27 protein-coding genes and 1 pseudogene are annotated in these 25,370 nt (G+C 56.9%); 11 read left to right on the top strand and 17 right to left on the bottom strand.

The genetic code is table 11. From position 1 onward, the window contains the following. Nucleotides 1-83 precede the first annotated feature (83 nt). Entirely contained in the window at nt 84-2,099 is a 2,016-nt protein-coding gene (locus tag MED193_RS22255; RefSeq protein WP_157041273.1) for a LysM peptidoglycan-binding domain-containing protein, read from the bottom strand. 140 nt (nt 2,100-2,239) lie between these two features. On the opposite strand from MED193_RS22255, the gene MED193_RS05060 reads away from it, so the two are divergent. Continuing rightward, the gene (locus MED193_RS05060; RefSeq protein WP_039965907.1) at nt 2,240-2,782 is read left to right on the top strand and encodes a TIGR00730 family Rossman fold protein; all 543 of its coding nucleotides are present in this window, start codon (nt 2,240-2,242) and stop codon (nt 2,780-2,782) included. Between the two features lie 95 nt (nt 2,783-2,877). Here the strand turns inward: MED193_RS05060 and MED193_RS05065 are convergent, their stop codons facing one another. Both MED193_RS05065 and MED193_RS05070 read right to left on the bottom strand, forming a co-directional pair. Next, nucleotides 2,878-3,888 (bottom strand): hypothetical protein, encoded by a 1,011-nt coding sequence (locus tag MED193_RS05065; RefSeq protein ID WP_009808579.1) that lies wholly within the window; start codon nt 3,886-3,888, stop codon nt 2,878-2,880. A gap of 125 nt (nt 3,889-4,013) precedes the next feature. Further along, nucleotides 4,014-4,616 carry a superoxide dismutase gene (locus tag MED193_RS05070; protein ID WP_009808581.1) on the bottom strand — a complete coding sequence of 201 codons (603 nt, stop codon included), beginning with the start codon at nt 4,614-4,616 and terminating at the stop codon, nt 4,014-4,016. A gap of 125 nt (nt 4,617-4,741) precedes the next feature. Between MED193_RS05070 and MED193_RS05075 the strand changes: the two genes are divergently transcribed. After that, on the top strand, nt 4,742-5,521 hold the full coding sequence (locus MED193_RS05075; protein WP_254655432.1) for an FkbM family methyltransferase: 780 nt from the start codon (nt 4,742-4,744) through the stop codon (nt 5,519-5,521). Here MED193_RS05075 and MED193_RS05080 read toward each other — a convergent pair. The 8 genes from MED193_RS05080 to MED193_RS05115 form a co-directional block, all read right to left on the bottom strand. Further along, nucleotides 5,505-6,005 (bottom strand): hypothetical protein, encoded by a 501-nt coding sequence (locus tag MED193_RS05080; RefSeq protein WP_157041275.1) that lies wholly within the window; start codon nt 6,003-6,005, stop codon nt 5,505-5,507. The two genes, MED193_RS05075 and MED193_RS05080, sit on opposite strands and share 17 nt — an antisense overlap. Before the next feature lie 74 nt (nt 6,006-6,079). Then, complete coding sequence (locus tag MED193_RS05085; protein WP_157041277.1) at nt 6,080-6,412, bottom strand: hypothetical protein; 333 nt, start codon at nt 6,410-6,412, stop codon at nt 6,080-6,082. A 298-nt stretch (nt 6,413-6,710) separates the two neighbouring features. Beyond that, nucleotides 6,711-7,124 (bottom strand): hypothetical protein, encoded by a 414-nt coding sequence (locus tag MED193_RS05090; RefSeq protein WP_157041279.1) that lies wholly within the window; start codon nt 7,122-7,124, stop codon nt 6,711-6,713. A gap of 22 nt (nt 7,125-7,146) precedes the next feature. Beyond that, complete coding sequence (locus tag MED193_RS05095) at nt 7,147-7,599, bottom strand: hypothetical protein (protein ID WP_157041281.1); 453 nt, start codon at nt 7,597-7,599, stop codon at nt 7,147-7,149. A 150-nt stretch (nt 7,600-7,749) separates the two neighbouring features. Next, nucleotides 7,750-8,316 carry a sarcosine oxidase subunit gamma gene (locus MED193_RS05100; protein WP_009808587.1) on the bottom strand — a complete coding sequence of 189 codons (567 nt, stop codon included), beginning with the start codon at nt 8,314-8,316 and terminating at the stop codon, nt 7,750-7,752. Further along, the gene (locus tag MED193_RS05105) at nt 8,309-11,341 is read right to left on the bottom strand and encodes a sarcosine oxidase subunit alpha family protein (protein WP_009808588.1); all 3,033 of its coding nucleotides are present in this window, start codon (nt 11,339-11,341) and stop codon (nt 8,309-8,311) included. Before MED193_RS05105 ends, MED193_RS05100 begins: the two co-directional genes overlap by 8 nt. A gap of 46 nt (nt 11,342-11,387) precedes the next feature. Beyond that, entirely contained in the window at nt 11,388-11,729 is a 342-nt protein-coding gene (locus MED193_RS05110) for a sarcosine oxidase subunit delta (protein ID WP_009808589.1), read from the bottom strand. Between the two features lie 33 nt (nt 11,730-11,762). Further along, nucleotides 11,763-13,007: a sarcosine oxidase subunit beta family protein gene (locus MED193_RS05115; RefSeq protein WP_009808590.1), complete on the bottom strand. Its 1,245-nt coding sequence runs from the start codon at nt 13,005-13,007 to the stop codon at nt 11,763-11,765. A gap of 228 nt (nt 13,008-13,235) precedes the next feature. Here MED193_RS05115 and ccmI point away from each other — a divergent pair, with 228 nt between their 5' ends. Genes ccmI through MED193_RS05130 form a run of 3 tightly spaced genes read left to right on the top strand, consistent with a single transcriptional unit; the run spans nt 13,236 to nt 15,188 of the window. Continuing rightward, nucleotides 13,236-14,483 (top strand): c-type cytochrome biogenesis protein CcmI, encoded by a 1,248-nt coding sequence (gene ccmI, locus MED193_RS05120; protein WP_009808591.1) that lies wholly within the window; start codon nt 13,236-13,238, stop codon nt 14,481-14,483. Continuing rightward, entirely contained in the window at nt 14,480-14,953 is a 474-nt protein-coding gene (gene ruvX, locus MED193_RS05125) for a Holliday junction resolvase RuvX (RefSeq protein WP_009808592.1), read from the top strand. The genes ccmI and ruvX overlap by 4 nt, the downstream gene beginning before the upstream one ends. After that, nucleotides 14,946-15,188 (top strand): DUF1289 domain-containing protein, encoded by a 243-nt coding sequence (locus tag MED193_RS05130; RefSeq protein WP_009808593.1) that lies wholly within the window; start codon nt 14,946-14,948, stop codon nt 15,186-15,188. Before ruvX ends, MED193_RS05130 begins: the two co-directional genes overlap by 8 nt. A gap of 28 nt (nt 15,189-15,216) precedes the next feature. Here the strand turns inward: MED193_RS05130 and dusA are convergent, their stop codons facing one another. Further along, entirely contained in the window at nt 15,217-16,227 is a 1,011-nt protein-coding gene (gene dusA, locus MED193_RS05135; RefSeq protein WP_039966672.1) for a tRNA dihydrouridine(20/20a) synthase DusA, read from the bottom strand. A gap of 262 nt (nt 16,228-16,489) precedes the next feature. On the opposite strand from dusA, the gene MED193_RS22870 reads away from it, so the two are divergent. From MED193_RS22870 to MED193_RS05150, 3 genes and pseudogenes are all read left to right on the top strand, one after another. Further along, a complete protein-coding gene (locus MED193_RS22870; RefSeq protein WP_157041283.1) occupies nt 16,490-16,660 on the top strand; it encodes a hypothetical protein in 171 nt (56 codons plus the stop codon). A gap of 203 nt (nt 16,661-16,863) precedes the next feature. Next, nucleotides 16,864-17,061 (top strand): annotated as a pseudogene (locus MED193_RS22540) (DUF5131 family protein); the annotation flags it as partial. A gap of 367 nt (nt 17,062-17,428) precedes the next feature. Further along, the gene (locus MED193_RS05150) at nt 17,429-17,689 is read left to right on the top strand and encodes a pyocin activator PrtN family protein (RefSeq protein WP_039965911.1); all 261 of its coding nucleotides are present in this window, start codon (nt 17,429-17,431) and stop codon (nt 17,687-17,689) included. Between the two features lie 243 nt (nt 17,690-17,932). Here MED193_RS05150 and MED193_RS05155 read toward each other — a convergent pair whose 3' ends face one another. From MED193_RS05155 to MED193_RS05170, 4 genes are read right to left on the bottom strand one after another with little or no spacing between them, the layout of a single operon-like run. Then, the gene (locus tag MED193_RS05155; RefSeq protein WP_039965914.1) at nt 17,933-18,427 is read right to left on the bottom strand and encodes a nuclear transport factor 2 family protein; all 495 of its coding nucleotides are present in this window, start codon (nt 18,425-18,427) and stop codon (nt 17,933-17,935) included. Nucleotides 18,428-18,460: 33 nt separating this feature from the next. Then, on the bottom strand, nt 18,461-18,955 hold the full coding sequence (locus tag MED193_RS05160; RefSeq protein WP_009808598.1) for a nuclear transport factor 2 family protein: 495 nt from the start codon (nt 18,953-18,955) through the stop codon (nt 18,461-18,463). Nucleotides 18,956-19,012: 57 nt separating this feature from the next. Next, nucleotides 19,013-20,188, bottom strand: a complete 1,176-nt coding sequence (locus tag MED193_RS05165; protein WP_368072268.1) for an alpha/beta hydrolase — start codon at nt 20,186-20,188, stop codon at nt 19,013-19,015. Beyond that, entirely contained in the window at nt 20,079-20,882 is an 804-nt protein-coding gene (locus MED193_RS05170; protein ID WP_009808600.1) for an AraC family transcriptional regulator, read from the bottom strand. The genes MED193_RS05165 and MED193_RS05170 overlap by 110 nt, the downstream gene beginning before the upstream one ends. A gap of 757 nt (nt 20,883-21,639) precedes the next feature. On the opposite strand from MED193_RS05170, the gene MED193_RS22875 reads away from it, so the two are divergent. The 3 genes from MED193_RS22875 to MED193_RS05190 all read left to right on the top strand — a co-directional run bounded on the left by MED193_RS22875 (nt 21,640) and on the right by MED193_RS05190 (nt 23,759). Next, a complete protein-coding gene (locus MED193_RS22875; protein WP_009808601.1) occupies nt 21,640-21,828 on the top strand; it encodes a hypothetical protein in 189 nt (62 codons plus the stop codon). Nucleotides 21,829-21,858: 30 nt separating this feature from the next. Continuing rightward, nucleotides 21,859-22,988, top strand: a protein-coding gene (locus MED193_RS05185) for an IS3-like element ISRosp1 family transposase (protein ID WP_085978289.1) whose coding sequence is annotated in 2 segments (ribosomal slippage) — nt 21,859-22,090 and nt 22,090-22,988 — 1,131 coding nt in all. Because the reading frame shifts where the segments join, the coding sequence is not laid out codon by codon here. 408 nt (nt 22,989-23,396) lie between these two features. Then, nucleotides 23,397-23,759 (top strand): VOC family protein, encoded by a 363-nt coding sequence (locus MED193_RS05190; RefSeq protein WP_039965919.1) that lies wholly within the window; start codon nt 23,397-23,399, stop codon nt 23,757-23,759. Between the two features lie 727 nt (nt 23,760-24,486). On the opposite strand, the gene MED193_RS05195 is transcribed toward MED193_RS05190, so the two are convergent. Next, a partial coding sequence (locus tag MED193_RS05195) for an IS3-like element ISRosp2 family transposase (RefSeq protein WP_083790455.1) occupies nt 24,487-25,370 on the bottom strand: 884 nt, incomplete at its 5' end.

Raw genomic sequence — 25,370 nt, forward strand, 5'->3', positions numbered from 1 at the left:
ATAGGGGACGGGTGGCGTCACCGCCAGTAGCAACAACACAAACGCGCCTTTGCAGGGCTCGTTTGTTCGATGGTGTTCGGAGGTTATTCCGGCAGCGCAAAGACCTGACCAGGATAGATCAAATCCGGGTCGCGGATGGCTGATTGATTGGCCTCAAACACTCGCACATATAGGAAACCACTGCCATAACGCTGCTGCGAGATCGCCCAAAGCGTATCGCCTTCCTGCACCGTCACAGCCCGCACCAATGGCGCGCCTTCCCCTGCTGCACCCTCTGAGGCAGGGGGCTGCAAAACCTCTGGTGCCTCGCGCTTGAAAGGGGTTTCCAGGCGGCTGAGGACCTTACCTGAATCGTTCACCTCATCCAGGCGCAGCGTATAGACACCCGGTGTCACCGCCTGCAGACGCCCTCCCCAGCTGCCATTCTGAGCGGCAACAAACTGCCCAGCAGGGGCGTTATCCAAATAAACCAGCACCTTACTGGAGGCACCAGCGCGGCCTGCCAATTGTACCTCTCCACTGTCGGAATAGCTGATGGTGTCCAACACGACCTTGCCCTGGGGCTTTTGCGCAATGGGCTGCACCAGGGTGATCCCATCGGCATCGGCGCGCAGAACCGCCACCTGCGTGGGTTGCGGCTGGGGCGCCGTTTGGGTCTCTGCTTCGGTGATCTCTTCGACCGCGCCCGGGGTGGTTGCACCGGGCTGTGCTACTGCCGTTGTCGCATCCGCCGTCAGCGCTGTCTCAGGTGCGACCAACATAGCAGCGGGTGCCGCGCTATCCGGTGCCTGCGTCGCAACACCCTGCGGAGCCTTGGCTGTTGGCGTTTCTGGTTCAGTTGCCAGCGTGCTCTCCGCCACCTGCGCAATCTCGGTTTCAGAAGGCGTAATTTCAGCGGCCTGGGACGCGTCAGGATTCGGGGCGCTTTGCGCTGCATTCGCTTGCTCCGTGCCCCCCCCATCGGCAACTGTCGCCGTAGCAGCCTGACTGGACGACTCGCCAGTTTGTGCCAGATCCTCCGAAGAGCTCAGATCAGTGGCACCCTCTCCTGTCGCGCCCCCTTCTGTCGCCTGTGCGATCTGCTCTGTTTCATCAGGCTCGGAAGCTGCGGTAACGGGGTTTGCCGGCGCAACAATAAAGCTGCTGTCTGACAGCAGGTTCTGCCCCTGAGCAGATGCACGCAAAGAGATCACCCGCGGCTGACGGCTGGGCGGCAGATCTGCAAAAGCAACAAAGTCTCCACCTGCCGAGACCTCGACCTGCTCAATCGGCGCACCATCCAGAAGCACCTCCACCAACACACCCGCAGTTGCGCGCCCAGCAATGACTGTTTCTCCCGTTGGGCCAACCCTCACGAGATCCAGTAGGGGGGCTTCAAACAATGGCACCTCGGCAGCTGTTTCAGCCTCTGTCTCTTCCTGGGCCAGTGCTTCCGGAGCGGGCGCGTCTTGCGTCGGCGACCCTGCCTCCGCGTCTTCAGCGATCTGGGCCGCGGCCGGCTGGGCAGGATTGCCCGTTTCTGCGGCTCGATTGTCAGGGGAACCCCCGGTCGCATCAGCCTCTGCGGGCTCTTGCACCACGGAGGCGGTCGCTGTCTCGGTTTCAGCCTCGGCAGTTTCGCCTTCCGCCTGCGCTGTTTCTGTAAGGGCGGTTTCCTTAGCCGGCGTTTCCCCCGCTGAGGAGGCAAGGTCAGTTGCTTCCCCTGTTTCTGGAACGGCAACTGCGCTTCCACCTGCGGGGTCGGGCGCGGCAGCCTGCGTCGTGGTGTCAGGGATCGCCGGTTCGTCAGATGCTGAGGTCGGCTGACCGGACTGTTCTGGCGGCTCAATCTGTTCTGGCACGGGCTCTGCCTTCACCACTTCGCTGTCAGCCACCACAGGATCCGGTTGCTGCGAAACCCCTTCTATCACCACCGGCGGATTGGCTGAGGGGGAAATGGCAACAGAATTGGCCGGCCCTTCTCGCGTTGTTCGATCCTCTTCACTGCCGTCAAACACGCCCAGCCAAGCCATGGTTGCTCCGCCTATCACCACAACCGTGGCAACAGCTCCTCCCAGAGCCATCCCACTCAGCCCACCTGTCACACCTGTCCCAGCCATCTTTTCCCTTCCTTCGATGCCAGACAGGTTTCCCGCTGAAACCGCATCACGCATCTGGTTGAGGCAGCCTATCAATCGCGCTATCTAGGGTCAAAACACCAGTTGTGTTTCCCCTTGAAAACTCAGTGAAAGGCCATCCCATGAGCATAAAATCGGTCTGTGTGTATTGCGGATCCCGCTCCGGAGCAATGCCCGCCTATGAAAGCGCTGCCAAAAGCCTGGGCGTGATGCTTGCAGCACGCGGCTTGCGACTGGTCTATGGCGCTGGCGATGTGGGTCTGATGGGCGTCGTAGCGCGGGCCGCGCAGGACGCCGGTGGAGAGACCTTTGGGGTTATCCCCGAACATCTGGTGCGGCGCGAGGTCGGCAAGAGCGACCTCACCACCTATGTGGTCACCGAAACCATGCATGAACGCAAGAAGGTCATGCTGTATAATGCCGATGCGGTTGTGGTCCTACCGGGTGGCCCTGGCTCGTTGGATGAACTGTTCGAGGCCCTGACCTGGCGCCAGCTGGGCCTTCATAACAAACCTATCGTCATTCTCAATGTGGCGGGCTATTGGGACAAACTGCGCGACCTGGTGGAGCACATGTTGACGCAGGGTTTTGCCGATGCCTCCCTTGGAGACTTCCTGATTTGGGTCGAAACACCCGAACAGGCGCTGGCAGCCCTGGCGGATTAAATTTAGACCACGAAAACCTGCTAAACGCCTCAGGCGAAAGGTAATCCTGGCCAAAACCTCCAGCGATGGTGAGAGCGCGCTATTCGTGCGCTCCCTTAGGAGCCATGGGCTGCGATCAGCGCATTGACCTTGGGCAAGGTCGAGCTGGCGCCGTCAACGTCATTTACGGTTTTCTGCGCGCTTGGAGCAGTTGTGGTTACGGTGACTTTGTCCCACTCCACTGAGCAGCCTGTGAAGTTATCGTCATCCACCTTAGCGATCGCCTCGAGCTTTCTGCAGGCGCGGTTCACATTCTGCAGCAGCGCCACCACCTGCCATTGCTCCAGTTTCCAGTCGAGCCCGGCAGAAATCGCTCCTTTGGAAGAGGAGTAGATGTCGTAAATGGGTCTTTGCGCCGTAACTTGCTCCAGGCTTTCGCCTGCAGGCCGGTTGATCAGGCGCGCAAAACTCTGGGTAACAGGGCCGCAGGCGGCAATTGGGTTCTGCTCACATGAAGTCACGACAGACTGACCAAAGACAATTGAGACATCCCGAAAGGTGGCGAGATAATCCATCAAGATCGGAATAAGTCGGCGGGCGCCCAGCACAGCCCGCAATATTTCTGAGGGATCCAGGGCAATAATGCGTGTGATATTTGCCTTGATTTCCAGATTATCGAACGCCTGCTTCAGTGCATCCCCCAAAGATTTGGCCACGTCATATGACAAGGATTCAAAGTTCAGCGCCGTATTGGTGTTTTGTTTCAAGATCTCAGCGTTGCAATCTATGGCCACATCGCTCGGTTGGATCCCTTCTGAAACCGGCCCGGCAGGGAATTTACATAAGGAAGCCGCTGCTTTCAGTTTAGCGATATTGCCATAAAGAAGCTCAATTGCAGAGGAAGACAGCTTTGCCTCAGTACCAGTGCGGGCAGTTTCCGCTACCAGCGGCGCGATCAGTGCCAGACTTACCAGATACCGGTTCACGCGCTGTTCCTGCCCTTTGGCAAACAAGGTGTTGCGATCCGCCAAATAGCCCAGGTTCCCTCCGGGATACCCGACTTCACGCTCGATAACCGAGCAAGAGGTTAGTGAAAAGAGCATAATCAGGCAAAGAGCGAAGCGCATAAGAATCCCTCAATCAAAAGTAGATTTTTCAAATTTGATTGAATTCTGCGCTTCCGGCAACCAATTTTCAAACAAAAAAACCCGCCAGTTCTGGCGGGGTTTCAAGATATTGAAAACGATGGACCTTAGCCCAGACGCGAAGCAACGTTTTCCCAGTTGACCAGATTGTCGAGGAAGTTCGACAGGTAGGCAGGGCGTTTGTTGCGGAAATCAATGTAGTAGGAGTGCTCCCAAACGTCACAACCCAGGAGAGCGGTCTGGTCAAAGCACAGCGGGTTCACACCGTTTTCGGTCTTGGTCACGGCCAGGGAACCGTCTGCGTTTTTCACCAGCCAGGCCCAACCAGAGCCGAACTGACCGGCACCAGCGGCGGAGAACTGCGATTTGAATTCATCAACAGAGCCAAAGCTTTCAACCAAAGCCTTTTCCAGCTCGCCGGGCATGGCGTAGTCGCCAGGGCCCATCATTTCCCAGAACTGGTTGTGGTTCCACAGCTGGGAGATGTTGTTGAAGATACCGTTCTGGGCAACGGAAGCGGCGTCGTAGGTGCCCTTGATGATCTCTTCCATCGACTTGCCGTCCCACTCGGTGCCGGCGATCAGCTTGTTGCCGTTGTCGACATAGGCCTTGTGGTGCAGGTCGTGGTGGTATTCCAGAGTTTCTGCCGACATGCCCTTGGCGGCCAGCGCGTCATGTGCATAAGGAAGATCGGGAAGTTCAAAAGCCATGATGGACCCCTGTCAAAATTAATGTTGCGTTCCTGTGCAGATACATGCGGCGCGACGCTTGGCAGGTCAAGAGCCAAGACCATAAAACCGCGCATGTCCCATGTGCAAAAATGAAGGAATTCGGAATGATCGCCAAGAGCTGGGTTGCGGCACGCAAGATGTTCTACCGGGCACGTGGCTACTATGCCGACGCGCTCAACGGGTTGCCCCTGCGTCTGGATCCCTATCATTCCAAGTTCTGGCGCAAGGCCTGTTCTGGCCAGTGGGAGCCGGAAACATTTGCGGTGCTGGATGCCCATTTAGACCGGGATCACGACTACCTGGATATTGGTGCCTGGATTGGGCCCACGGTGCTATATGGGGCGGCCAAGGCGCGCCGTGTCTATTGTTTTGAGCCCGACCCGGTTGCCTTTCGCCATCTTGCCTGGAACCTGGAATTGAACCAGGTGCAAAATGTGTCGGCCTTCTCGGTCGCGCTCAGCCAGGGCGTCGGCCTGGCCCGTATGGCCTCTTTTGGGGGCGAGGCAGGCGACAGTATGACCAGCCTCTTGAATGACGGTGAACATGGCTCGGACGTGGTCACCCTTGGCTGGGAGGATTTTGCCAGTTCCGCAGATCTGAGCCGGGTCTCTCTGGTCAAGATGGATATCGAGGGCGCCGAATTTGACGTCCTCCCCAGCCTTATCCCCTGGTTGAAAGAGCACCGCCCCGCCCTGTATCTGTCCACCCATGCGCCGTTTCTGGATGCAGACACACGCAGACAACGCATGCAGGAGCTGGCCGACAGCCTCTCCTTTTACGACACCTGCCTAGAGGACAACGGAAGGGCATCCGGGTTCGACACCCTCACCCAAGAGCGGGCACTCACTCAGTTTCCAACCTTCTTGTTCAGGACCTCACCTTGATATAGCGTTCGATGCTACCTTCCAAAGACCTACATCGCCCGGTTTTTTCCGGCCACCACGACCCTCCTGGCATGCGCAGCTGGTAACCTACCGCCTCAAAACCCCTGGAAAAATCCATACGAAACTTTATGGTGATCTTCACATCAGTTACCGAGACCGGAAAGTCATCCAATGTCCGCGTCATTTTCCCCGGCAAGCCTGTGACTTTCCAGTTCAGACGCTGTTTGCCATTCCTCAGGTCTCTTGTTTTTGCCGCAACTGGCTGGGCGCTGTTCACGCCAACATACTTGTTGAAGACTCGGAACTCGGAATGATCCTCGTCCGCTTCAATCAGGACATCCTCCAAGTTTGCCTTCCAGTGGCGCGAATTTGAGTTCGCAGAGGCCCCAAATTTGCAATGGTAGGTCTGGGTGCCTGCAAAGGCCGGCAGCGCAACAACCGCGAATATGGCTGCGGTGAAAAATGACTTCATAATATTTCCCATAGAAACTTCACAACTCTCCGAACGACATCACGCTGGTCTGTTACTGATGCCCCGTATCGCGTGCAAAGACAGACCTAAGGCAGGGTACCGTCAAGACGTATGCAAGTACCCGCCCCGCGCGGAGACCACGCACCGGGAAAGATGTCAGACAGTATCTGCAGCGATACTTTCAAATTGCCCAGGTTTAGGATCGCCCGGTAGCGCTCGCTGCTCAGCTCAGTGGCTTTTGCCGCCAAGGCAGGGCTTGGGGTCCAATCCATCATGTAGGTTTCTTTGCTGCGCTGTTTTAAAATCGCGTGAACTGTACTGCCTTCCTCAGATGTGTGGATCACCGCAGAGGCTCGCCCCTCCAAAAAGTGAACAGAAACCTGTTCAGGGATCCAGCCGATCTGGTTCAGCGGTGTCAAGGAGCACCTGAAAGTATCCGAGGCAGAGGCAGAGGACGCCCCCCCAAGGAGAGCCGCGGCCGCAAGCAACAAAACGTTGAGAGACCCCGCCATACGCTCCTCACAAAACTACACAAAACACCCCTGGGGCGCCAGCAAAGGCCCCCATGCAGGAGATGAGCTGGCATACCCCACCCCACGCATAGGTTGATTATCACAACACCTAGTTTCACAAAAGTGAAAAGGTAGATAAAACGCAGGTGTTCAGGTATGAATGCCTAAATCGGCACCAAAACAGGGCCAATGCGAGACAACAGCCCTAAGAAAGCGGCTGACACTTGCCAGTACCACGGGACTCATTGAAGTATCCATTCAGATAGGCCGTCAAGGTCGCCTTCATCGTCTTCGTATTCAGCCGCACAAGGTATTGTGCGCTTGTTGTCGTGTTTCCTTGAAGTGGCAGGTTCTTGACTGTCCAGGAAATCGTGTAACGAGAGGCTCCGGTTTCTTCCAACACCGCAGCAATGGGTTTTCCATATACATGGTGGATGGTTCTATCATAGGCCATTGCCGAACCGCGGTTGTCGCGAAACTCGAACAGCACCTTTGGAGGCACCAAGTTGTCACTACTATGCGCCGTCATTTCGCACATGATACGGTCTGCAGCATGGGCTTGACCGCCAACAAAAAGTCCAGCCGCGAGCACCAGGCCCAAATTTTTGAGCTGTTTCATTTTATATCCCATTTTCTATTTTTCAAACTCTGCGGCAGTTTCCGGTCAGAAAGGCCGGATTAGTCCCATGAGGGCGATCATCACTCACCTGTAAAATCAGCCTGTTGTTTGTCAGGCTCAACGAAGCCAGAAATTTGTAAAAGCCTGACATTCTGCGCTCCACCGCTCGAAGGTCGGGCATGGTCCAACGAAATTTGATCTTGCCGCCCTCTAGAGAGGTCACAACTGCGATAATTGGATTTTTGGAAATGGTCCGCGTCAAAGGCCCCTGCACGCGCACTACTTCTCGTGCTTCGTTAAGATAGACATCCAAACTCCAAGGGTGCTGATTGAGTGGGGCAACGATCCGCTTTCCCTGGGACAACTCGGTCATCTCACAACGGATTTGGATGTCCTTTGCCAGAGCAGGCAGCGCAGAAAAACCAAAACACAGCACCACCATTGCGGCCTGTGACACTGGTCTAGAAAAACGCAAAATCAAAATCCTTCACTACCCAAAATGCCGTTTTTCAATTCCACCAAATGCAAAAATACAAATGACACACAGAAAAATGCCCTCAAAATCACTTTGAGGGCACCCTAGTTTCACAAATTCAGCAATTCAACCTAAAAACGAATGCGACCCTCAATAAGCACCCACAGCAGATTGCGGATGCGCCGCGTTGGACAAGAGATTGAACATATAGACGCCAACCGAGCGGAAGCAGACCACGCGGAAGCTGCCGTCCTCCTGCAGCCAGAAGGCCGCGGCGACCTGCGCTGTCCTGCTACGGCGAAAGTCACCTGGCGCAAAGGATTCGGGTGACAGATCCACCGGAGCGATCTTGGCAAGAACCTCCCGCGCGCCCTCACCAGTGATGCTGAAGAAAGACCGCGCATCCGACACGTTGGCGGCCAGGGCATGTTCGCCCTTCAGCGCCTCTGCCAGTTCTGCCGTTTTGGCTACGGCCTCCTCATAAGGAACCAGCAACAACAGCTCATCCGGCGACATCCAGGCAGCAGCGCCACCCTCAGCCAGCGACACCTTACGCTGGCCAGGCACCTCGGCTCCGGTAGCAGCTTTCACAGCGGCCTGCAGTGTTTTGGAAGCGAGGTCGCCGCGCAGGGTAATCATCCCCTGCAGGCCTGCATCTTTGACCGTCGCGATACCGGTGAAGGCAGCGCCATTGGTTGCGGTGACAGGATTAGACATTCTGCTTCTCCCCTTCCTTGTCATAAAAGACCGGGTCCACGATCTTGGCCTTAAAGATCTTGCCATCGGTTCCGGGGAACTCGATCACTTCGCCCATACGTTTCGGTCCATGTTTAACCAGCCCCATGGCAATGCCACGGCCCAGCGTCGCCGAGTAATAGGTCGAGGTCACTCGGCCAATCACGTTTTGCTGGCCGTTAGCATTGATGCCATTGCCCTTAGCGTAGGCGCCGTCCGGTAGCACTGATCCGTCCACGGTTTCCAGACCTACCAGTTTCCACCGATCCGGGTCTGCCATGTGCGAACGCAGGTGCGCGCGCTTGCCCAGGTAGTCTTCTTTCTTCTTCGACAGGGCCCACTGCAGGTTGAGATCCTGTGGGATCACGGTCCCGTCGGTCTCATCCCCAATCATGATAAAGCCCTTCTCGGCCCGCAAAATGTGCAGGGTTTCAGTGCCATAGGGCATGACATTGAACTCTTTACCCGCTTCCATCAGCGCATCCCAAAAGGCCTGGCCTTCGGAGGCCGCAACCGCGATCTCGTAGGACAGCTCCCCCGAGAAGGAGATCCGATAGGCGCGCGCTTCAAAGCCGCCGATCTGACCGTCACGCCACTCCATAAAGGGCAGCGCGTCTTTGCTGAGATCCATGCCGCCACCGGCCTGTGCGTTGAGCTTTTCCAGCACCTTGCGGGCCTTGGGGCCAACAACTGCCACCTGCGCATATTGCTCGGTCACATTGGCGACATAGACCTTCCAATCCCACCATTCAGTCTGCAGCCACTCTTCCATATGAGCGTGGATGCTATCAGCGCCGCCGGTGGTGGTGTGGCACAGCCAGGTGTCCTCGTCGATGCGAGCAACAACGCCATCATCGGACAGAAATCCATTCTCGCTGCACATCAAGCCATAGCGGCATTTGCCGACCTTCAAGGTCGACATCATGTTGGTATACATCATGTCGAGGAACTTGCCCGCATCCGGACCCTTGACGATCAGCTTGCCCAGGGTCGAGGCGTCGAGCAGCCCGAGATTTTCGCGGGTGTTCTTGACCTCACGGTTCACCGCGTCATGACGGCTCTCGCCGCTGCGGGTATAGGCAAACGGACGGCGCCACTGGCCAACCGGCTCCCAATCCGCACCATTGGCATCGTTCCAGTCATAGATCGGCGTCTTGCGCACCGGCTGGAAGATTTCGCCACGGGCCTCGCCACCAATCGCGCCCATCGAAATGGGGTGATAGGGTGGACGGAAGGTGGTAGTACCGACCTGCGGGATTTCCGAATTCAGGCTGTCAGCAAGGATCGCCAGGCCGTTGATGTTGCTGAGCTTACCCTGATCGGTTGCCATGCCCAGCGTGGTATAGCGCTTGGTATGCTCCACGCTTTCATAGCCTTCGCGGGCGGCCAGTTGCACATCCGATACTTTGACGTCGTTCTGATAGTCGAGCCAGGTCTTCATCCGAAGCTTGATATCCGCCTTGGCAGGCATCAGCCAGACAGGTTCCATCGCAGCCTCAGTCATAGACTCGCCTTTGGCAGCAGCCACGGCTTTGGCGGGGAAACCAGCACACTCCGCCGCCTTGGCACCAGCCACGGCGGCATCCTCAAGCACCGCTCCTAGGCCCAGATTGCCATTGGCAGAACCGGTTGCGATGACAAAGCCTTCGCCATTGTCGCCGAGTGGGGGACGCGCCGGATCGGGGCGGAAGAAGGCATTTTCCTTGTCCCAGTTCAACTTACCACCGCAGTGCGACCACAGGTGCACCACCGGCGACCAGCCGCCGGACATCGCAACCGCATCGGCATCAATCTCTTCCTGGGCGCCACCTTCGCCGTTTTGGGCGCAGATCGCCACCTTTGTCACACGCGGGCCATCTTTGACACGGGCAATGGCGCGGCCCAGCTCAACCCGGATACCTTTTTCGCGCACGGCCTCCATCAGAGCACCGCCGCCAGTGTCGCGGGCATCCACCACGCGCACCACTTCAACGCCGGCCTCATGCAGGCACAGTGCGGTGCGATAGGCATCGTCATTGTTGGTGGCAACCACCACCTTTTGGCCCGGGGTCACGCCCCAATTGACCACATAGTCACGCATCGAGGCCGCCAGCATCACGCCCGGCACATCATTGCCGGCAAAGGACAGCGGACGCTCAATCGCGCCGGTCGCCGTGACGATCTGTTTTGTGCGGATCCGCCACAGACGGTGGCGCGGGCCACCCTGCCCTGGTGCGTGATCTGTCAGGCGCTCATAGCCCAGCACATAGCCGTGGTCATAGACACCCGAGGCCATGCAGCGATCGCGCAGAGTGACGTTCTTCATGCCGCGCAGCGCGTCCAGGGTCTTTTCGATCCAGACCTCAGGCGCATCGCCATCAATGGTGCCGCCGTCCACGGGCGCACGTCCGCCCCAGTGGTTGTTTTGCTCCAGCACCAAGACTTTGGCACCGCTCAGAGCTGCGGCCTTGGCGGATTGCAGGCCTGCAACACCGCCGCCCACAACAACCACATCAGCAAAGAAGTAAAAGTGCTCGTAGGTGTCAGGATCCTTCAGCTCATTGTCCGGCGCTTCGCCCAGACCGGCGGATTTGCGGATGATCGGCTCATAGAGATGTTTCCACAGCGGTCGCGGGTGGATGAACATTTTGTAGTAAAACCCAGCCGTCAGGAAGCGGCTCAGCTTGTTGTTGATCGCCATCACATCAAATTCAAGGCTGGGCCAATGGTTCTGCGACTTGGCGGTCAGACCTGAAAACAACTCGGTGGTGGTGGCGCGCTGGTTCGGCTCGTAGCGATCACCCGAGCCCAGCTGCATCAGCGCATTGGGCTCTTCCGAGCCCGCCGCAACGACACCACGGGGACGGTGATATTTGAACGAGCGGCCCATCATCATCTGATCATTGGCCAGCAGGGCCGAGGCCAGGCTGTCGCCGGCATAGCCCTGCATACGCTTGCCGTTGAAGGTAAAGTCGATCTGTTTGGACCGGTCAATCAGCCGACCCTGTTTGGCGAGACGCGTGCTCATGTGCTCAGACCTTTCAAAGTGAAGGCGAAGGTTTCAGGGAGGCGGATCATTCTGCAGCATCCGAGAATTCGCGCCAGCTCCAGCCGGGGCGTTTGGCGGTGATCTTGTCCTTGATCTCCTGCGGTGGCTCAGTGGTCTGGGCCGCATAGGTGCCAAAGACCTCCATGGTCATGGTGCAGCGCGCAGCGTGGAACCACTTGCCGCAGCCATTGGCATGACGCCAGCGTTCAAAATGCACGCCCTTAGGGTTTTCGCGCATGAACAGGTAATCGTGGAACTGGTCGTCGTCCGAGCCAGGGCCATAGCGCTTCAGATGCGCTTCGCCACCGGCACCCAGTTCGGTTTCTTCGGCTTTTACACCGCAGTAGGGGCATTCAAGGATCAGCATGGTGCTTACTCCGTCCTTTCGAATTTTGCGGCGTCAGTGCGCCACACCAGCGGCGACGCTCTCGTCGATGAACTTGCCTTCTTTGAAGCGGTCGATCGTGAACTCCTCGGTCAGCGGCGAATGGCCTGTGGCCATCAACTCGGCCATGGCCCAGCCGGATCCTGGGATGGCCTTGAAACCGCCGGTGCCCCAGCCTGCGTTGATGAAGCAGTTGCCAACGGGCGTTTTCGAGATCAGAGGCGAGCGGTCTCCGGTCACATCGACAATACCGCCCCACTGGCGCAGCATTTTCAGACGGCTGACCATCGGGAAAGTCTCGACCAGGGCCCGCACGGTTTCCTCGATATGATGGAAGCTGCCACGCTGGGTGTAGTTGTTGGCCGCATCCGTGCCGCCGCCAATGACCATCTCGCCCTTGTCGGACTGGGACATGTAGCCGTGTACGGTATTGGCCATCACAACCACATCCATGCAAGGTTTGATCGGCTCAGAGACCAGGGCCTGCAGCGCCACGCTTTCCATCGGCAGGCGGAAGCCGGCCATCTCGGACAGGTGCGAGGCATTGCCCGCAACAACCATGCCCAGCTTGTCACAATCGATCGGGCCTTTGGTGGTCTCGACCCCGGCAACGCGGCCACCTTCGGTGCGCACACCGGTGACTTCGCATTGCTGGATGATGTCCATGCCCATGTCGGAACAGGCACGGGCATAGCCCCAGGCCACAGCGTCGTGACGGGCGGTGCCGCCGCGCTCCTGCCAGAGACCACCCAGAACCGGGTAGCGCGGACCATGCAGGTTGATGATCGGCACGATCTCTTTCACCCGCTCGGGGCTGATCCATTCGGTCTGAACCCCCTGCAGCGCATTGGCATGGGCGGTGCGTTTGTAGCCGCGGATCTCATGCTCGGTCTGCGCCAGCATGATGACGCCACGGGGGCTGAACATCACGTTGTAGTTCAGATCCTGGCTCATGGTCTCATACAGGCTGCGCGCCTTTTCGTAGATCGCGGCAGAAGGATCCTGCAGATAGTTTGAACGGATAATGGTGGTGTTCCGGCCGGTATTGCCGCCCCCCAACCAGCCCTTTTCGATAATTGCGACATTGGTAATGCCGAAATTCTTGCCAAGGTAATAGGCGGTGGCCAGACCATGGCCGCCTGCCCCTACGATGATCACATCGTAATGGCGTTTCGGTTCCGGCGAGCGCCAAGCGCGCTCCCATCCGGTATGATAGCGCAGGGCTTCCCGCGCGACAGCAAAGGCTGAATAGCGTTTCATGGGCGAATCCGATGGTTCGAGACTGTTGTTAGGTATGCCTTACAGGCTACCGGATACGGTGCCGTTTATCGTCGCATTTTTGTACTCTTGCGACATGCGACCAATCGTACCCTGATTGGACAGGAGCGCGCAGGTCGCGACTTAGGCCTTTTTTCCTTTGCCGCGCCCCTGTAGACGGGTGTGAGCGGCGACCCGGCCCAAATATGTGACCGAAGAGGCAACGTAAGCATGGTATTCTGGATCCTGATTTCCTTTGTAGCGCTGGCGATGACCGCCCTGTTGGGGCTGGTCCTATTGCGGGCCCACTCAGTTGGAGAACCCCCAGCAGCCTATGATCTGCGGGTCTATCGCCAGCAGTTGAGCGACGTGGACAAGGACCTGCAACGTGGCGTGATTAATGAATCCGATGCGCAAAGAATACGCACCGAGGTCTCACGCCGCATTCTGGCTGCGGATGCGCAATTGCAAAACCAAAATTCGGGCAGCACCCAGCCCAGGGGACTGAGCCGCGTCACAGTCTTGTTGTCAGCGGCGCTGCTGACCGGGGGCACCTTGTTGCTCTATGCAGTTCTCGGAGCGCCCGGATACGGCGATATGGGACTGGCCAGTCGGATCGAGGCCGCGGATCTTTATGCCCAAACCCGCCCCAATCAGGCAGAGGCCGAAAGCAAGGTTCCGGCGCAGACAAATCCAGATATCGAGCCCGGCTATGCGGATTTGGTGGAACAATTGCGCCAAACCGCGGGCCAACGCCCCGATGACGCACAGGGGCAGGCCTTATTGGCACAACATGAGGCCAATCTTGGAAATTTCGTCGCGGCCTATCAGGCCAAGGAAAACTATATTCGCATCATGAGTGGTGATCTTGAACCGCAGGACTACGGAGAATTGGCAGAGCTGATGATCATGGCCGCTGGTGGATATGTCTCACCCGAAGCAGAAGAGTTATTGGATGGAACCCTGCAGCTGGATCCGCGCAATGGCCCGGCACGCTATTATTATGGTTTGCTGCAGGGGCAGCTCAATCGCCCAGACATCGCCTTTAGAATTTGGGCGGACACGCTGCGTCAGGGGCCCAAAGGCGCGCCCTGGATCGATGGAATCGAGGCACAGATCGAAGAAATGGCTTTTCGTGCCGGTGTTGACTACAACCCAATCACGCCCCCTGCGGCTCCAGATGCCGCAGGTCCCGCTCTGGCCGGCCCCAGTGCCGAAGATCTGTCCGCCGCGCAAGAGATGACGATGGACGAGCGTCAGGAGATGATCCAGGGCATGGTCGCGCGCCTGTCGGACCGTCTCGCCACCGAAGGCGGCACTGCGCCAGAATGGGCACAGCTGATCGGTGCTCTGGGTGTTTTGGGCGAACAAGAGCGTGCCAAGGCAATCTATACCGAGGCCAAGACCCGTTTTGCCTCTGATGCCGAGGCGTTGGTGAAGCTTGAGGCTGCAGCTTCAATGGCGGGGTTGGAGCCATGATATATGACGAATTTGAGGACTTCGCAGCCGCCCTTCCGGGCTTTACCGCGCTGGCAGGCCTGGATTTTGGCGATAAAACCGTCGGCGTTGCCATCTCGGACCGGATGGGCACGGTGGCAACGCCTCTGGAAACCATCCGGCGCAAGAAATTCACCCTGGATGCGGACCACCTGTTTGAAATCGTGAAAAAGCGCGAAATTGGTGGGCTGGTGCTTGGCCTACCGCGCAATATGGACGGCTCAGAAGGGCCGCGTTGCCAGAAAACCCGCGCCTTTGCCCGCAACCTGTCGCGACTGACCGAACTGCCGATCGGGTTCTGGGACGAACGACTAAGCACCGTAGCCGCAGAAAGAGCTCTCTTAGAGGCAGATACGTCACGCAAACGTCGCGCAGAGCTAATCGACCATGTCGCCGCCTCCTATATCCTACAGGGAGCGCTTGACCGAATGAGGCACCTGAAGAATGACTAAGAGCAATGGTAAAGAGGTTTGGCAGCGGGATGAAATCCAGTCTCCCTGCATCAATATCTGCGTCGTCCATCCAGAGGCACGCATCTGCACCGGCTGCTATCGCTCCATAGACGAAATCACCCAGTGGTCAAGGCTCTCCAATGCAGAACGCTTGGAGGTGATGCAGGAACTGCCTTCTCGGGCCGCCAACCTGACAAAGCGGCGCGGCGGTCGCGCTGCTCGGTTGAAACGTTGACTTGCTGAACGAGCCACCCAAAATCACTTCAGACAGCTATGCGCGGATTTTGTACCTGCTGCATGGCCTCTAGCACCAACTCTGGGCCAGAGCCAGGACGGCTTGCGCCTTCAGATAGCATACGGCGCCAGGCCCGCGCCCCTGGGCGACCTGCAAACAGCCCCAACATGTGGCGGGTGATTTGATGCAGCCGCGCCCCCTGCCCCATCTGAGCCTCGATGTAGGGCAGCATCTGCAGAACCACCTCACAGGGATCGCGCAGCGCGCCCGTGCCAAAGACCCGCACATCAGCCGCAGCTAGAATATCGGTGGGCTGATGGTAGGCGGCGCGCCCCACCATGACCCCGTCCAGCCCCTGTTCCAAGTGGGCAATCGCCGCATCCAGCGTGTCGAGCCCCCCATTGATCGAGATATGCATATCACAAAAGGCGCGTTTCATCTCATGTACAAGATCATAGTCCAACGGAGGAATATCGCGGTTTTCTTTTGGTGACAGGCCCTTAAGCCAGGCTTTACGCGCATGTATCGTAACCCGCTGACAGCCGGCCGCGCGAATTTTTTCCAAAAAAACCGGCAGAATTTCGCGCGGTTCCTGCTCATCCACCCCTATGCGGCACTTCACCGTGACCTCTACAGCAACCTTGGCCCGCATTTCGGCGATACAGTCAGCCACCAGGTCCGGGCTTTGCATCAAGACTGCACCAAAGGCGCCAGACTGTACCCGATCACTGGGGCAGCCGCAGTTGAGATTGATTTCATCATAGCCTGCCTCGCCGCCCAACTGCGCGGCCAGCCCCAGCTCTTGAGGATCGGACCCTCCCAGTTGCAAAGCCACAGGATGTTCTTCGGCGTTATACTCAAGCAGATGCAGAGCCTGGCCCCGAACCAGGGCTGGAGCTGTCACCATTTCTGTATACAACAGCGCCTCCTGACTGAGCAGCCGATGAAAGTATCTACAATGGCGATCAGTCCATTCCATCATGGGAGCAACGGATAGGCGTGCAGACCTGTAAGTATCTATTTTATCTGACTTAATGATCAAAATGGTCTCCGCAGCTCTCACCTTATGGTTGCGCATTTATGCTTGTTTTTGCCCATTCTTTCCTTTTTGAACAATATGTGTAGCTCAAATTGACCCAAAATGTTGTTCAGATATGGCCCAGATAGTTGAACGAAAGCGCAAAAGTGGTTCCACCGCCTATGTCGCACAAATAAACATCAGACGAAACGGTAAATGGGCACACCGAGAGTCCCGCACGTTTGACAAGCACTCATCTGCAGCAGCTTGGTATGAGAAGCGGATGAAAGAAATCAAAGCTGCCGGTGACGATCTCTCAGCAATCAAGAGTAAAGATCGAACCCTAGCCGCAGCAATTGACCGCTACACAACTGAAAGCAGTAAGAAAATTGGAAAGACCAAGGCACAGGTTCTTCGCTCTATCCGAGAATACGACATAGCGAGCATGCCCTGAAATGAAATCCAAAGCCCAGACACCGTCCAGTTTGCCAAAGAACTAAGCGCAGCGCGAGAACCCTCGACTGCGGGCAACAATCTATCCCATCTAGCCGCCGTTTTTGCGCTGACTCGGCCCGCCTGGGGCATTCCCCTAGATCCACAAGCGATGAAGGATGCCTTCGTTGTTTGCAATAGACTGGGCAGACCTGCGGAGGTGAGAGCGGTCCAGAAGCGCGCCATATGCACCCAGCATGGGTCCAGTCCCTGCGCGACCAATGCAAGGCAGCTAAAACCCCCTTCCTGTTCAAACAGTGGGGTGAGTGGAAATCCATATCGCAATTGGATGATATCGAAATCGCCCCACTCTACCGCTCCCCCCCACAAAGCGAAGCCTCATCAGGATCAAGAAGTCATTGACGATCTTTATGGAAAAACCTGCAAGGTCGCGACCTCGTGCCTACAACTCGGCGGAAACCACAGCGCCCCGGACGAACTCGGATCGTGGGGGACAGGAGCGATGCTGGCCTTCAAAGTCGGCAAGAAACCTGCTGGTCGCGTTCTGGATTTTAGCGGTTGGACACAGTTCCCAGAGGCGCTGTCATGAAAGAAACGGCCCAAGAAATGGCCACACGGATCGAGGCGGAAGCACGTGCAGCACGGATGCCAGAAGACCGAGATTATGGGCTGATGATTGCAGGCGCAATCCGCAACAACCTCAACAAGCCCAACTCCAAATACCCCCGAGACCAACCCGAAACCCCACCCCCATTTGATGGAATCCAAAATGAACACCACATTCTTCTTGATGGCCCAGTACAACGGCCAGGCCGTAATACCTGCCGACAAAGTTCGGGAGGACTTTTTTTCTCACCTCACACTGCCCAAATTCATCAGAAAGATTAATGAAGGACAACTGGCCCTACCTCTAGTTCGGATTGAAGCCAGTCAAAAATCTGCCAAGGGTGTCCACCTTCAAGACTTGGCTGACTACCTAGATGCAAAGCGTGCTGAAGCTCGCCGAGAGTTCCACCAGATGTACAACTGAGCCTGCATTCCCTGAGGTTTGCACAAGCGGCGGCTATGCGCAGAGAGAGCCCTTTGCAAAGTCTGTCTTTTGGCCCAGGAACACAGCCTGTAATCGATGCGATGCCGCGTTAGAAGCGGTCATTGATGAGAGGTGCGGGGCGAATCGGCCATAGTAGCAATGGGCAACGAGGCCTGCCAGAATGGGGGCTCCAGGCATGTGTTGTGCTGAAGCTCAGTTCGCCGCTGCAGCACGTTCGCCCGCTTAAGCAACGAGGAACCGGTCGCCGGTCTCCCTCAGCGGTGTCATGGTCATTGAGGTGACTTTCCAGTCATTCTCGTCCTTCACCAAATCATAGCTATAGCGCCCGCCCAGCACCCAAAACCCGTCCTTGATCCGGTGGGTGGCGGTGAAATCGGCTTCGGCCTTGGCTGTTGCGTCGGTCAGTTCGGAGATTGTGTGGTTGGTAACCACGTGATGGGTGATCTCGAAGCCGGGTAGGAAGGCGGCCCAACCCGCGACTAGGTCATCAGCGGGCTGAGTCACGGGATCGCCGCCCCACAATCCGGTGTAGTCGGTGGTGATGCTGTCGGCAAAGGCGTCACGCACGCGCGTCCAATCGTGACGGTCTGCTCCCGCGGCGATGTCGGTGATGGCTCGGCTAATGCTTTGGGCGGTGTCGGCGGAGATCATGTCGGCCATGGCTGTGCCTCCGAGCAGGGTAGCGGTTGTGAAGGATATGAGAAGTTTAGGAGTCATTTCAGTGTCCTTTCATCGAATGGCAGAGTCGCTTCACTCGTTCGCCAAACGGTCGGGCACCGGGGCCAGCTGATATTGCGACCAGAAGAAAGTGTTGGCGGCGTCCTGATCGGCGCTGAGGTTCGTCGCCTCGACGATCTTGCCATTCTCGATCCGGTAAACCAGCGCCCAGGTCGTATCGACGTTCGGCTTGCCATCTGCGTTGGACCAGCCCCGATAGATATCGACCACATGGGTGTCGTCGGCACCAAAATAAATCGGATCTGCTTGGAAACCGGCCAGGCCCAGCTGGGCAAAAAAGGCTAGGACCTCGTCGCGACCCTTCTTGGTTCCGCTTAATGGGTGGCGACCGGGAATGTGCCATTTCACATTTTCATCCATGACGGCTGCGATCCCGTCTAGGTCATTTGCACCGTAAGCAGCAAAGAAGTCCTGGACGACTTTCATGTTGTCCTCGGGTGTTTCAGCCATGGCCATGCCTCCAATCAGGCTTGCGGTTGCGAGAGTTGTGAGAAATATGCGGGTCATCGGATGTCCTCCGTGAAGGGATGCCGGGCCTTTGGGCCCGGCACTTACCAGTTTGGTTCAGCCATTCAGGCCGTTTCGGAAGTGGTTTGCCACGGTGTCGGCAGCACGGGCCACATCCTCAGGGTTGTCGTAGAAGTCAAACTGGGTGACGCCTTCCAGCCACTGTGCGGTGGCCTCACCGGCAAGGCCTGCCAGGAAGGTCTGCACCCCCTGCGGGATCGCGGCGCTTTCCGAGTGAACGATGGCCAGCGGTTTGTCCAAACGCTGCGCATTGTCAGCAGGATGATAGGTCAGCCAGCCTTCCCAGCCTGCATTGTTCCACTTGTTGTCATATTCCGGGATCGCCCCACGGTCGACCTCAAAGTAGTAGCCACCAATGGGCATCAGCACGCCTTCTGCACCTTCGGGACCAGCGGCTGGGATCAGCTCGCCCCCTTTGGCTTGGGCAGCATGAGAGATTTCGATCAGGCCCGCGACGCCCTCTTTACCGCCATAAACGGATTCGGCGATCTCTTTGTTGTGCAGCCACGGGGCTACCAGACCAAGGCGATCCACCAGCGGGTTATCCGCCACAGCGTCAACCATATAGCCCGCCGAAGCACAGATCCCCAGACCGTTAATGTGATCCGCATCGACCTCAGACAGGGTTGCGACAAATTCAAACGCGGCCTTGATGTCAGAGGTTTTGGCCTCGGGGCTTTCCACGAAACGTACGTTGTTCGGCAGGTCGCCCGACTTGCCCCAGCCGCGGAAATCAAAGGTCAAGGCAGCAAAGCCACGTTCCGCCATTTCACGAGCATAGTTGGCTGGCATCTGTTCCTGAACGGACGTCCAAGCTCCGGTCACAACCACGGTGGGCAGCGGGCCTTCGCCGCGGTCTTCAGGCAGGTAGAGCGTGCCTGAAAGCACCGCTCCTTCGTTTTCGAAAGTCACGGTGCGGGTTTCGACCTGAGCAATAACAGCGGTAGAGGCCATCAGTGCGGCAGCCGTGGTCAGAGCAAGGGATTTCATGGCGGTATCTCCGTTGGTGCATCTGGGGGGCGTCTTGCCCGGTGACCCAAAAGATACGCCGCTTTCTTTCGGAAAAATTGCACCTGCCTGCCGCGTTTTTGTAGAATCCTGCTCAGGCGGGTTTTGCCACGCGATGCGTCCGCGGTGTTTGCCCCACCACCTGTTTGAAGCTGCGAGTAAAGTGCGCCTGATCCGCAAACCCACAGGCCAGCGCGATATCACCCAGCGGGCGTGCTGTGTCCTCCATCATCCTGATCGCCTGCTCGATCCGATAGGCCATGACATATTGCATGGGTGTTGAGCCAAGCGTTTCCTTGAACAAGCGCGCAAAATGAGACGAGCTCATCCCCGCCTCGGCAGCCAGTTGATCAACGGTGATGGTCCGATCCAGCCGGGTCTGAATATAGAACAGGACACTTTGGTAATGCCGGGACGTGAAACGCGCAGACAAATCCACCTCCTCCGCACGGCGCTTCCCGTATTTCTGTAACAGCTTGACCAGAAACACGCGGCTCATCGCCTCAAACATCACCGCCGAAGACATATCATCAGTTTCCAGGGCATCACGAAGAATGACTCCGGCGGCACACAGGTCGGGGTCAGAAAACTGTGGCAAATCGCAAAATTGCTGAGGGTCCAGCAAGATGCCCAGCTCGGATTGCGCAAATTGAGCAACCTTGACAGGGTCCAGCGTAATAACGATCACATCCGACGTGCCGTGCCACCGCCAACCGGACCGCATCCCCGCTGGCGTCACAACGATCTCGTCCTTGTGAAACATGAAATCGCGTAGTTCCCCATCTCGCCAATTCTGAACGCGATGAACATTTCGATTGAGGTTCAGAAGCACGTGATGCTCGTCAAATTCGTCCTCAGGCATCTGGTTCGGAGCGGCCTGGAAATACCGCACAGACATAAGTCCTGCAGCCGAAGGGCGGGCCACGGCATCGCTGTTGAGTAGTGGTTCAGACGGGTAGATGTCAGTGTATTTTATCGGCAAGTTTACAGCTCAGACGTAAGTTAGGACCATCCTGTTGGTCCAATGCAGAGTGGCAAAACCGTTGGATTTCGGCAAGGCTAGGCTCAGTGCAACAGTCTTAATGTGCAATCGAAGTCAGCTTTCCAACACTGATCGGCCTTTAAGATTAAGCGCGGCACCGGTCGCAATGAGCTCATAGCGACCATCGTCGATGCCTATCCTAATGTCTGCTTCGGGAAATCTGTAATAAATTGCCAAGGCCGCACTCTGCGTATAGCTGCCGTCGCAGCATCCGATCGGGCAGCCTGAAACCGCAGAAGGTCTGCTTTCGGGAAACTGACCTTCAGATCTCGCAGACGCAGCAATGAGAGCGAAGCACGCCATGTCAGTGCCCGCTTAGGGTTGACAGCAGTCATCCGCAACCTGGACGGATCGGCGCCAGCCGCGCAGCCCTGCTACGTCGGCTATGCGCAGTTAGCGACCTTTGCAAAGTTCGCCTTTCGGCCTGGGAACACAGCCCTCGACCGCTGCGGTGCCGCGTGAGAAGCGGTCATTGATGCAAGGTGCGGCGATTTTCTGGGGTTGGACGGCAGCAGTGCGGACAAAGCAGACCTTCTTTGCATATGGATGCAGCAAACGCTACAACAGCTCTAGCTATTCGCTCAAAGTAATCATGGAAGGGTAGTTTCGACGCATGACCAAGAAAGCCTTAGTCGCCTTGAGGGATGGCAAGTTCACGACAAAAAGTGAGTTCGTGTTGCCTGCCCAAATGGACATTTTCCAGCTTGTGACTGAACGTTCCGGCGAAGTATCAGATGCGGCAGGCGTGGTTTACACAGGAAAATCAGTTTGGACCTGTCACGGTTTGATGCCGCTCCTTTGATAGCATTTACTGCAACAAAGGAGATGAACTATGGGACTGAAACGGACAGACGAATTTCGACAAGATGCGGTGCGCATCGCATTAACCAGTGGGCTGACGCGTAAGCAGGTGGCTGACGATCTGGGTGTTGGCATGTCGACGTTGAACAAATGGATCACTGCACACCGAGACACAGACGTGGTTTCCAAAGAGGATTTGAGCCTGGCTCAAGAGAATGATCGACTTCGACGGGAGAACCGGCTCCTGAAGGAGGAGAGGGAGATCTTAAAAAAAGCCACCCAGTTCTTTGCGGGCCTAAAGCAATGAGATTTAGGTTTGTCGAAGAACACAGGGGCAGCTTTCCAGCCGCCCGGTTGTGCGAGGTCGTCGGTGTCAGCGCACGCGGGTTACGCGCATTCCGCAGTCGCCCAGCCAGTCGTAGGCAGCGATCTGATCTGGTCACGCTGGCTCATATCAAAGAGCAGTCGCGGCTTAGTTTGGGGAGCTATGGCCGCCCACGAATGACCGAAGAGTTGAAGGAGATCGGTTTGAACGTGGGCCACCGTCGTGTTGGCAGGTTGATGCGCCAGAACGGGATATCTGTTGTCAGAACACGCAAACACAAGGTCACGACAGACAGTGACCACAAGTTCAATATCGCGCCGAACTTGCTGGATCGAAACTTCTCAGCTGACCTGCCAAATCAAAAGTGGGCGGGGGATATCAGCTATGTCTGGACCCGCGAAGGCTGGCTGTATCTGGCCGTGATCCTCGATCTGCATTCAAGGCGTGTTATCGGCTGGGCCGTGAGCAATCGGATGAAACGCGACTTGGCGATCCGGGCGTTGAATATGGCCATCGCGTTCCGGCAGCCGCCCAAAGGCTGCATCCATCATACGGATCGCGGGTCGCAATATTGTTCCCATGACTACCAGAAAATCCTGCGCCAGAACGGCTTCAAAGTATCGATGAGCGGTAAGGGTAATTGTTACGACAACGCCGCCGTCGAGACGTTCTTCAAGACCATCAAAGCTGAACTGATCTGGCGGCATCCTTGGGAGACCCGTCGGAAGGCTGAAATGGCGATCTTCGAATACATAAACGGGTTCTACAATCCACGCCGCCGTCACTCAGCACTGGGCTGGAAAAGCCCTGTCGCCTTCGAACGAAAGGTGGCTTAAACGAGCACTTGGGGCGGCACTAAAACGCGACAGGTCCAGTTACATCTGAGTTTCTGCAGGAAAGGATGAAGGCATGTGAAGGAACTCGGCATCATTCTGCGGAACAAAACGCTAGCATCGCTGATGCATTCCTCGATGAGATAGCGAGGTTCAAAGTTGGAACGGCTGTCGAGGTCGTCTCGTCGTCAGACGTGTTACAACTCAAGAAACTCGGAACCTAACTTATCCCTGTATCGTTTTCTGCGGTTTTTGATTTGTGCACTCTGGGCTCACAGCCGCCGTTCTCCGCACCAGCACGCCAACACGGTACTGAGGCAATTAGTCAAGGTCGGCAGAGCGGACGAAGCTGCCGTCTTGCTCGCTGCCGTGCTAAGATCTCCTGACACGGAACTTTCCGAAGGCGCAAAAATGGAAACATCACTCGGGCGGTTGGTGATATACACAAGCAAGATCGATCAGATGGTGCAATTTTACGCCAAGCACTTTGGTTTCTCTGTGTTGCGGACTGAAGGCGATCGCATCGTTGAGTTAAGGGCGCAAACCTCAGGTATATCATTGCTTTTGCATCCAGCAGCGGCCAAGCAGAAAGAAGGGCAGGTTTTGGTGAAGCTCGTTTTCGACGTTGAGAACGTAGCGGCTTTTTGCGAAGTTGCTAAGGGTGACGGGCTTGATTTTGGCAAGATCCACAAGGCTGGCGGATATGAATTTGCCAATGCCAAAGACCCGTCTAGGAACTCGATTCAGGTGTCGAGCCGCGCGTTCCGAAAGTGACGATTTGGGCTCACTGCCGACATTGAGGGCAAAAAGCCACGTTTGACAGCTTGAATGTCCGGTTCTGGGAAGTCGAGACGCGATTTTTGCATGTGCGGCAACGAGAGCCAGCCTCCCTTCGCAACGGTCACTTTGGGCTGACAGCAGTCATCTACGGTTCTTGAAGGTTCGCATGACAATCACGGCGCATGGGCAACGGCGGCTATGCGCAGAAAGCAGACTTTGCAAAGTCTGCCCTTCGCCCTGGACACACAGCCATCTACCGCTGCGACGCCGCGTGAGACGCAGTAACTTGTGAGAGGTGCAGCGAAGGTTGGTAGGCCGCGGTGCGGACAAAGCGTGCACTCGACGGGCTTTCGCCAACATCGAAATCAGGTTGAAACGAAACTCGAAATATCACGTCAGTTTCCGAAAACGTTTCTGTTCGATAGAAAAATTACACAGATGTTCCAAACCTCGAAAAAGCCTTGGAGCTTAGCGCCTGAAAATAAGGCGCGTTTTTACCTTTCCTGCTTTACCATTATCCGTTCTAGAGGTTGAGGTCTGCACCGCCAAGCCTGTGCTGATAGGACACAGAACAGCGATAGGAAACAGACTTCGCAACTGGAAAAAGCACTCCCATTCGTGACCTCTGGTACCTCCTAGGGAAGGTCAGAATCCTACCCCTTTCGCGTTTTCTCTAGCAAAACCGAGCTTTTTCGTGACCTGCCCCCCGAGGCTCCCGCGTTCATAACGAGAGTTTGCGGGTTCGGATTTCATATTCCTCGGTTTCGGTTTGGGCAAGCGCGTCGGGCGCGGAGCCTTCAAATTTCTCAAGCGCTCGACGCGCTTCTACGGGTGTTTGGTTCGCAAGAGATGAGTGCGGCCTGACGTTGTTGTAGTCGTAACGCCAGAGCGCCAGTTTTCGGCGGGCATCCTCCAGGCTGTCGAACATCTCCTCGTTCAGCAGCTCGTCGCGCAAACTGCCATTGAAGCTTTCGATAAAGGCATTCTGCTGCGGCTTGCCCGGGTCGATGTAATGCCAGTCCACGCCATTGTCGTTGGCCCATTTCAGGATCGCCCGACTGGTGAACTCCGTCCCATTGTCACTGACAATGCTGGCGGGTTTCCCATAGATGCGGACAAGGGCATCTAACTCCCGGGCGACGCGCGCCCCTGAGATGCCGGTGTCGGCCATCAGGCACAGGTTCTCACGGCAGCAATCATCGTTCACAGCCAGAATGCGGAACCTGCGCGATGCCCCGAACGTGTCGGACAAGAAGTCCAGCGACCAGCGCTCACCAGGCTTGAGGGCCTCAGGCATCGGTGTTCGTGACCCACGGGCCCGTTTGCGGCCCCGTCGTCGCCTGACGCCAAGCTTTTCCTCCGTATAGAGTCGATACAGCTTCTTGTGATTCATGATCATTCCCTTGCGTTCCAACATCACGCCGATCCGCCGGTAGCCAAATCGGCGGCGCGTGTTCGCAATAGCCTTCATCTCCTTGCGGATCTCGGGATTGTCCGGCGGACGGTCGCGCCTGACAGTTTTGGGATCGACACCAACAAGACGGCAGACCCGGCGCTGCGAGATGTCGTGTTCCCGCATTGCACGGAGCGCTGCCGCTCGTCGCT

Source organism: Roseobacter sp. MED193 (assembly GCF_000152965.1).
Lineage (GTDB): Bacteria > Pseudomonadota > Alphaproteobacteria > Rhodobacterales > Rhodobacteraceae > Pseudophaeobacter.

Coding starts and splice junctions, on each gene's coding strand:
- MED193_RS05150 (WP_039965911.1), top strand. CDS start 17,429: ATGAACACCACATTCTTCTTGATGGCCCAGTACAACGGCCAGGCCGTA.
- MED193_RS05105 (WP_009808588.1), bottom strand. CDS start 11,341: ATGAGCACGCGTCTCGCCAAACAGGGTCGGCTGATTGACCGGTCCAAA.
- MED193_RS05080 (WP_157041275.1), bottom strand. CDS start 6,005: ATGGGAAATATTATGAAGTCATTTTTCACCGCAGCCATATTCGCGGTT.
- MED193_RS05115 (WP_009808590.1), bottom strand. CDS start 13,007: ATGAAACGCTATTCAGCCTTTGCTGTCGCGCGGGAAGCCCTGCGCTAT.
- MED193_RS05190 (WP_039965919.1), top strand. CDS start 23,397: ATGGAAACATCACTCGGGCGGTTGGTGATATACACAAGCAAGATCGAT.
- ruvX (WP_009808592.1), top strand. CDS start 14,480: ATGATATATGACGAATTTGAGGACTTCGCAGCCGCCCTTCCGGGCTTT.
- MED193_RS22870 (WP_157041283.1), top strand. CDS start 16,490: ATGAAAGAAATCAAAGCTGCCGGTGACGATCTCTCAGCAATCAAGAGT.
- MED193_RS05060 (WP_039965907.1), top strand. CDS start 2,240: ATGAGCATAAAATCGGTCTGTGTGTATTGCGGATCCCGCTCCGGAGCA.
- MED193_RS05100 (WP_009808587.1), bottom strand. CDS start 8,316: ATGTCTAATCCTGTCACCGCAACCAATGGCGCTGCCTTCACCGGTATC.
- MED193_RS22255 (WP_157041273.1), bottom strand. CDS start 2,099: ATGGCTGGGACAGGTGTGACAGGTGGGCTGAGTGGGATGGCTCTGGGA.
- MED193_RS05160 (WP_009808598.1), bottom strand. CDS start 18,955: ATGACCCGCATATTTCTCACAACTCTCGCAACCGCAAGCCTGATTGGA.
- MED193_RS05155 (WP_039965914.1), bottom strand. CDS start 18,427: ATGACTCCTAAACTTCTCATATCCTTCACAACCGCTACCCTGCTCGGA.
- MED193_RS05110 (WP_009808589.1), bottom strand. CDS start 11,729: ATGCTGATCCTTGAATGCCCCTACTGCGGTGTAAAAGCCGAAGAAACC.
- MED193_RS05070 (WP_009808581.1), bottom strand. CDS start 4,616: ATGGCTTTTGAACTTCCCGATCTTCCTTATGCACATGACGCGCTGGCC.
- MED193_RS05090 (WP_157041279.1), bottom strand. CDS start 7,124: ATGAAACAGCTCAAAAATTTGGGCCTGGTGCTCGCGGCTGGACTTTTT.
- MED193_RS22875 (WP_009808601.1), top strand. CDS start 21,640: ATGACCAAGAAAGCCTTAGTCGCCTTGAGGGATGGCAAGTTCACGACA.
- MED193_RS05170 (WP_009808600.1), bottom strand. CDS start 20,882: ATGTCTGTGCGGTATTTCCAGGCCGCTCCGAACCAGATGCCTGAGGAC.
- ccmI (WP_009808591.1), top strand. CDS start 13,236: ATGGTATTCTGGATCCTGATTTCCTTTGTAGCGCTGGCGATGACCGCC.
- MED193_RS05130 (WP_009808593.1), top strand. CDS start 14,946: ATGACTAAGAGCAATGGTAAAGAGGTTTGGCAGCGGGATGAAATCCAG.
- MED193_RS05075 (WP_254655432.1), top strand. CDS start 4,742: ATGATCGCCAAGAGCTGGGTTGCGGCACGCAAGATGTTCTACCGGGCA.
- MED193_RS05065 (WP_009808579.1), bottom strand. CDS start 3,888: ATGCGCTTCGCTCTTTGCCTGATTATGCTCTTTTCACTAACCTCTTGC.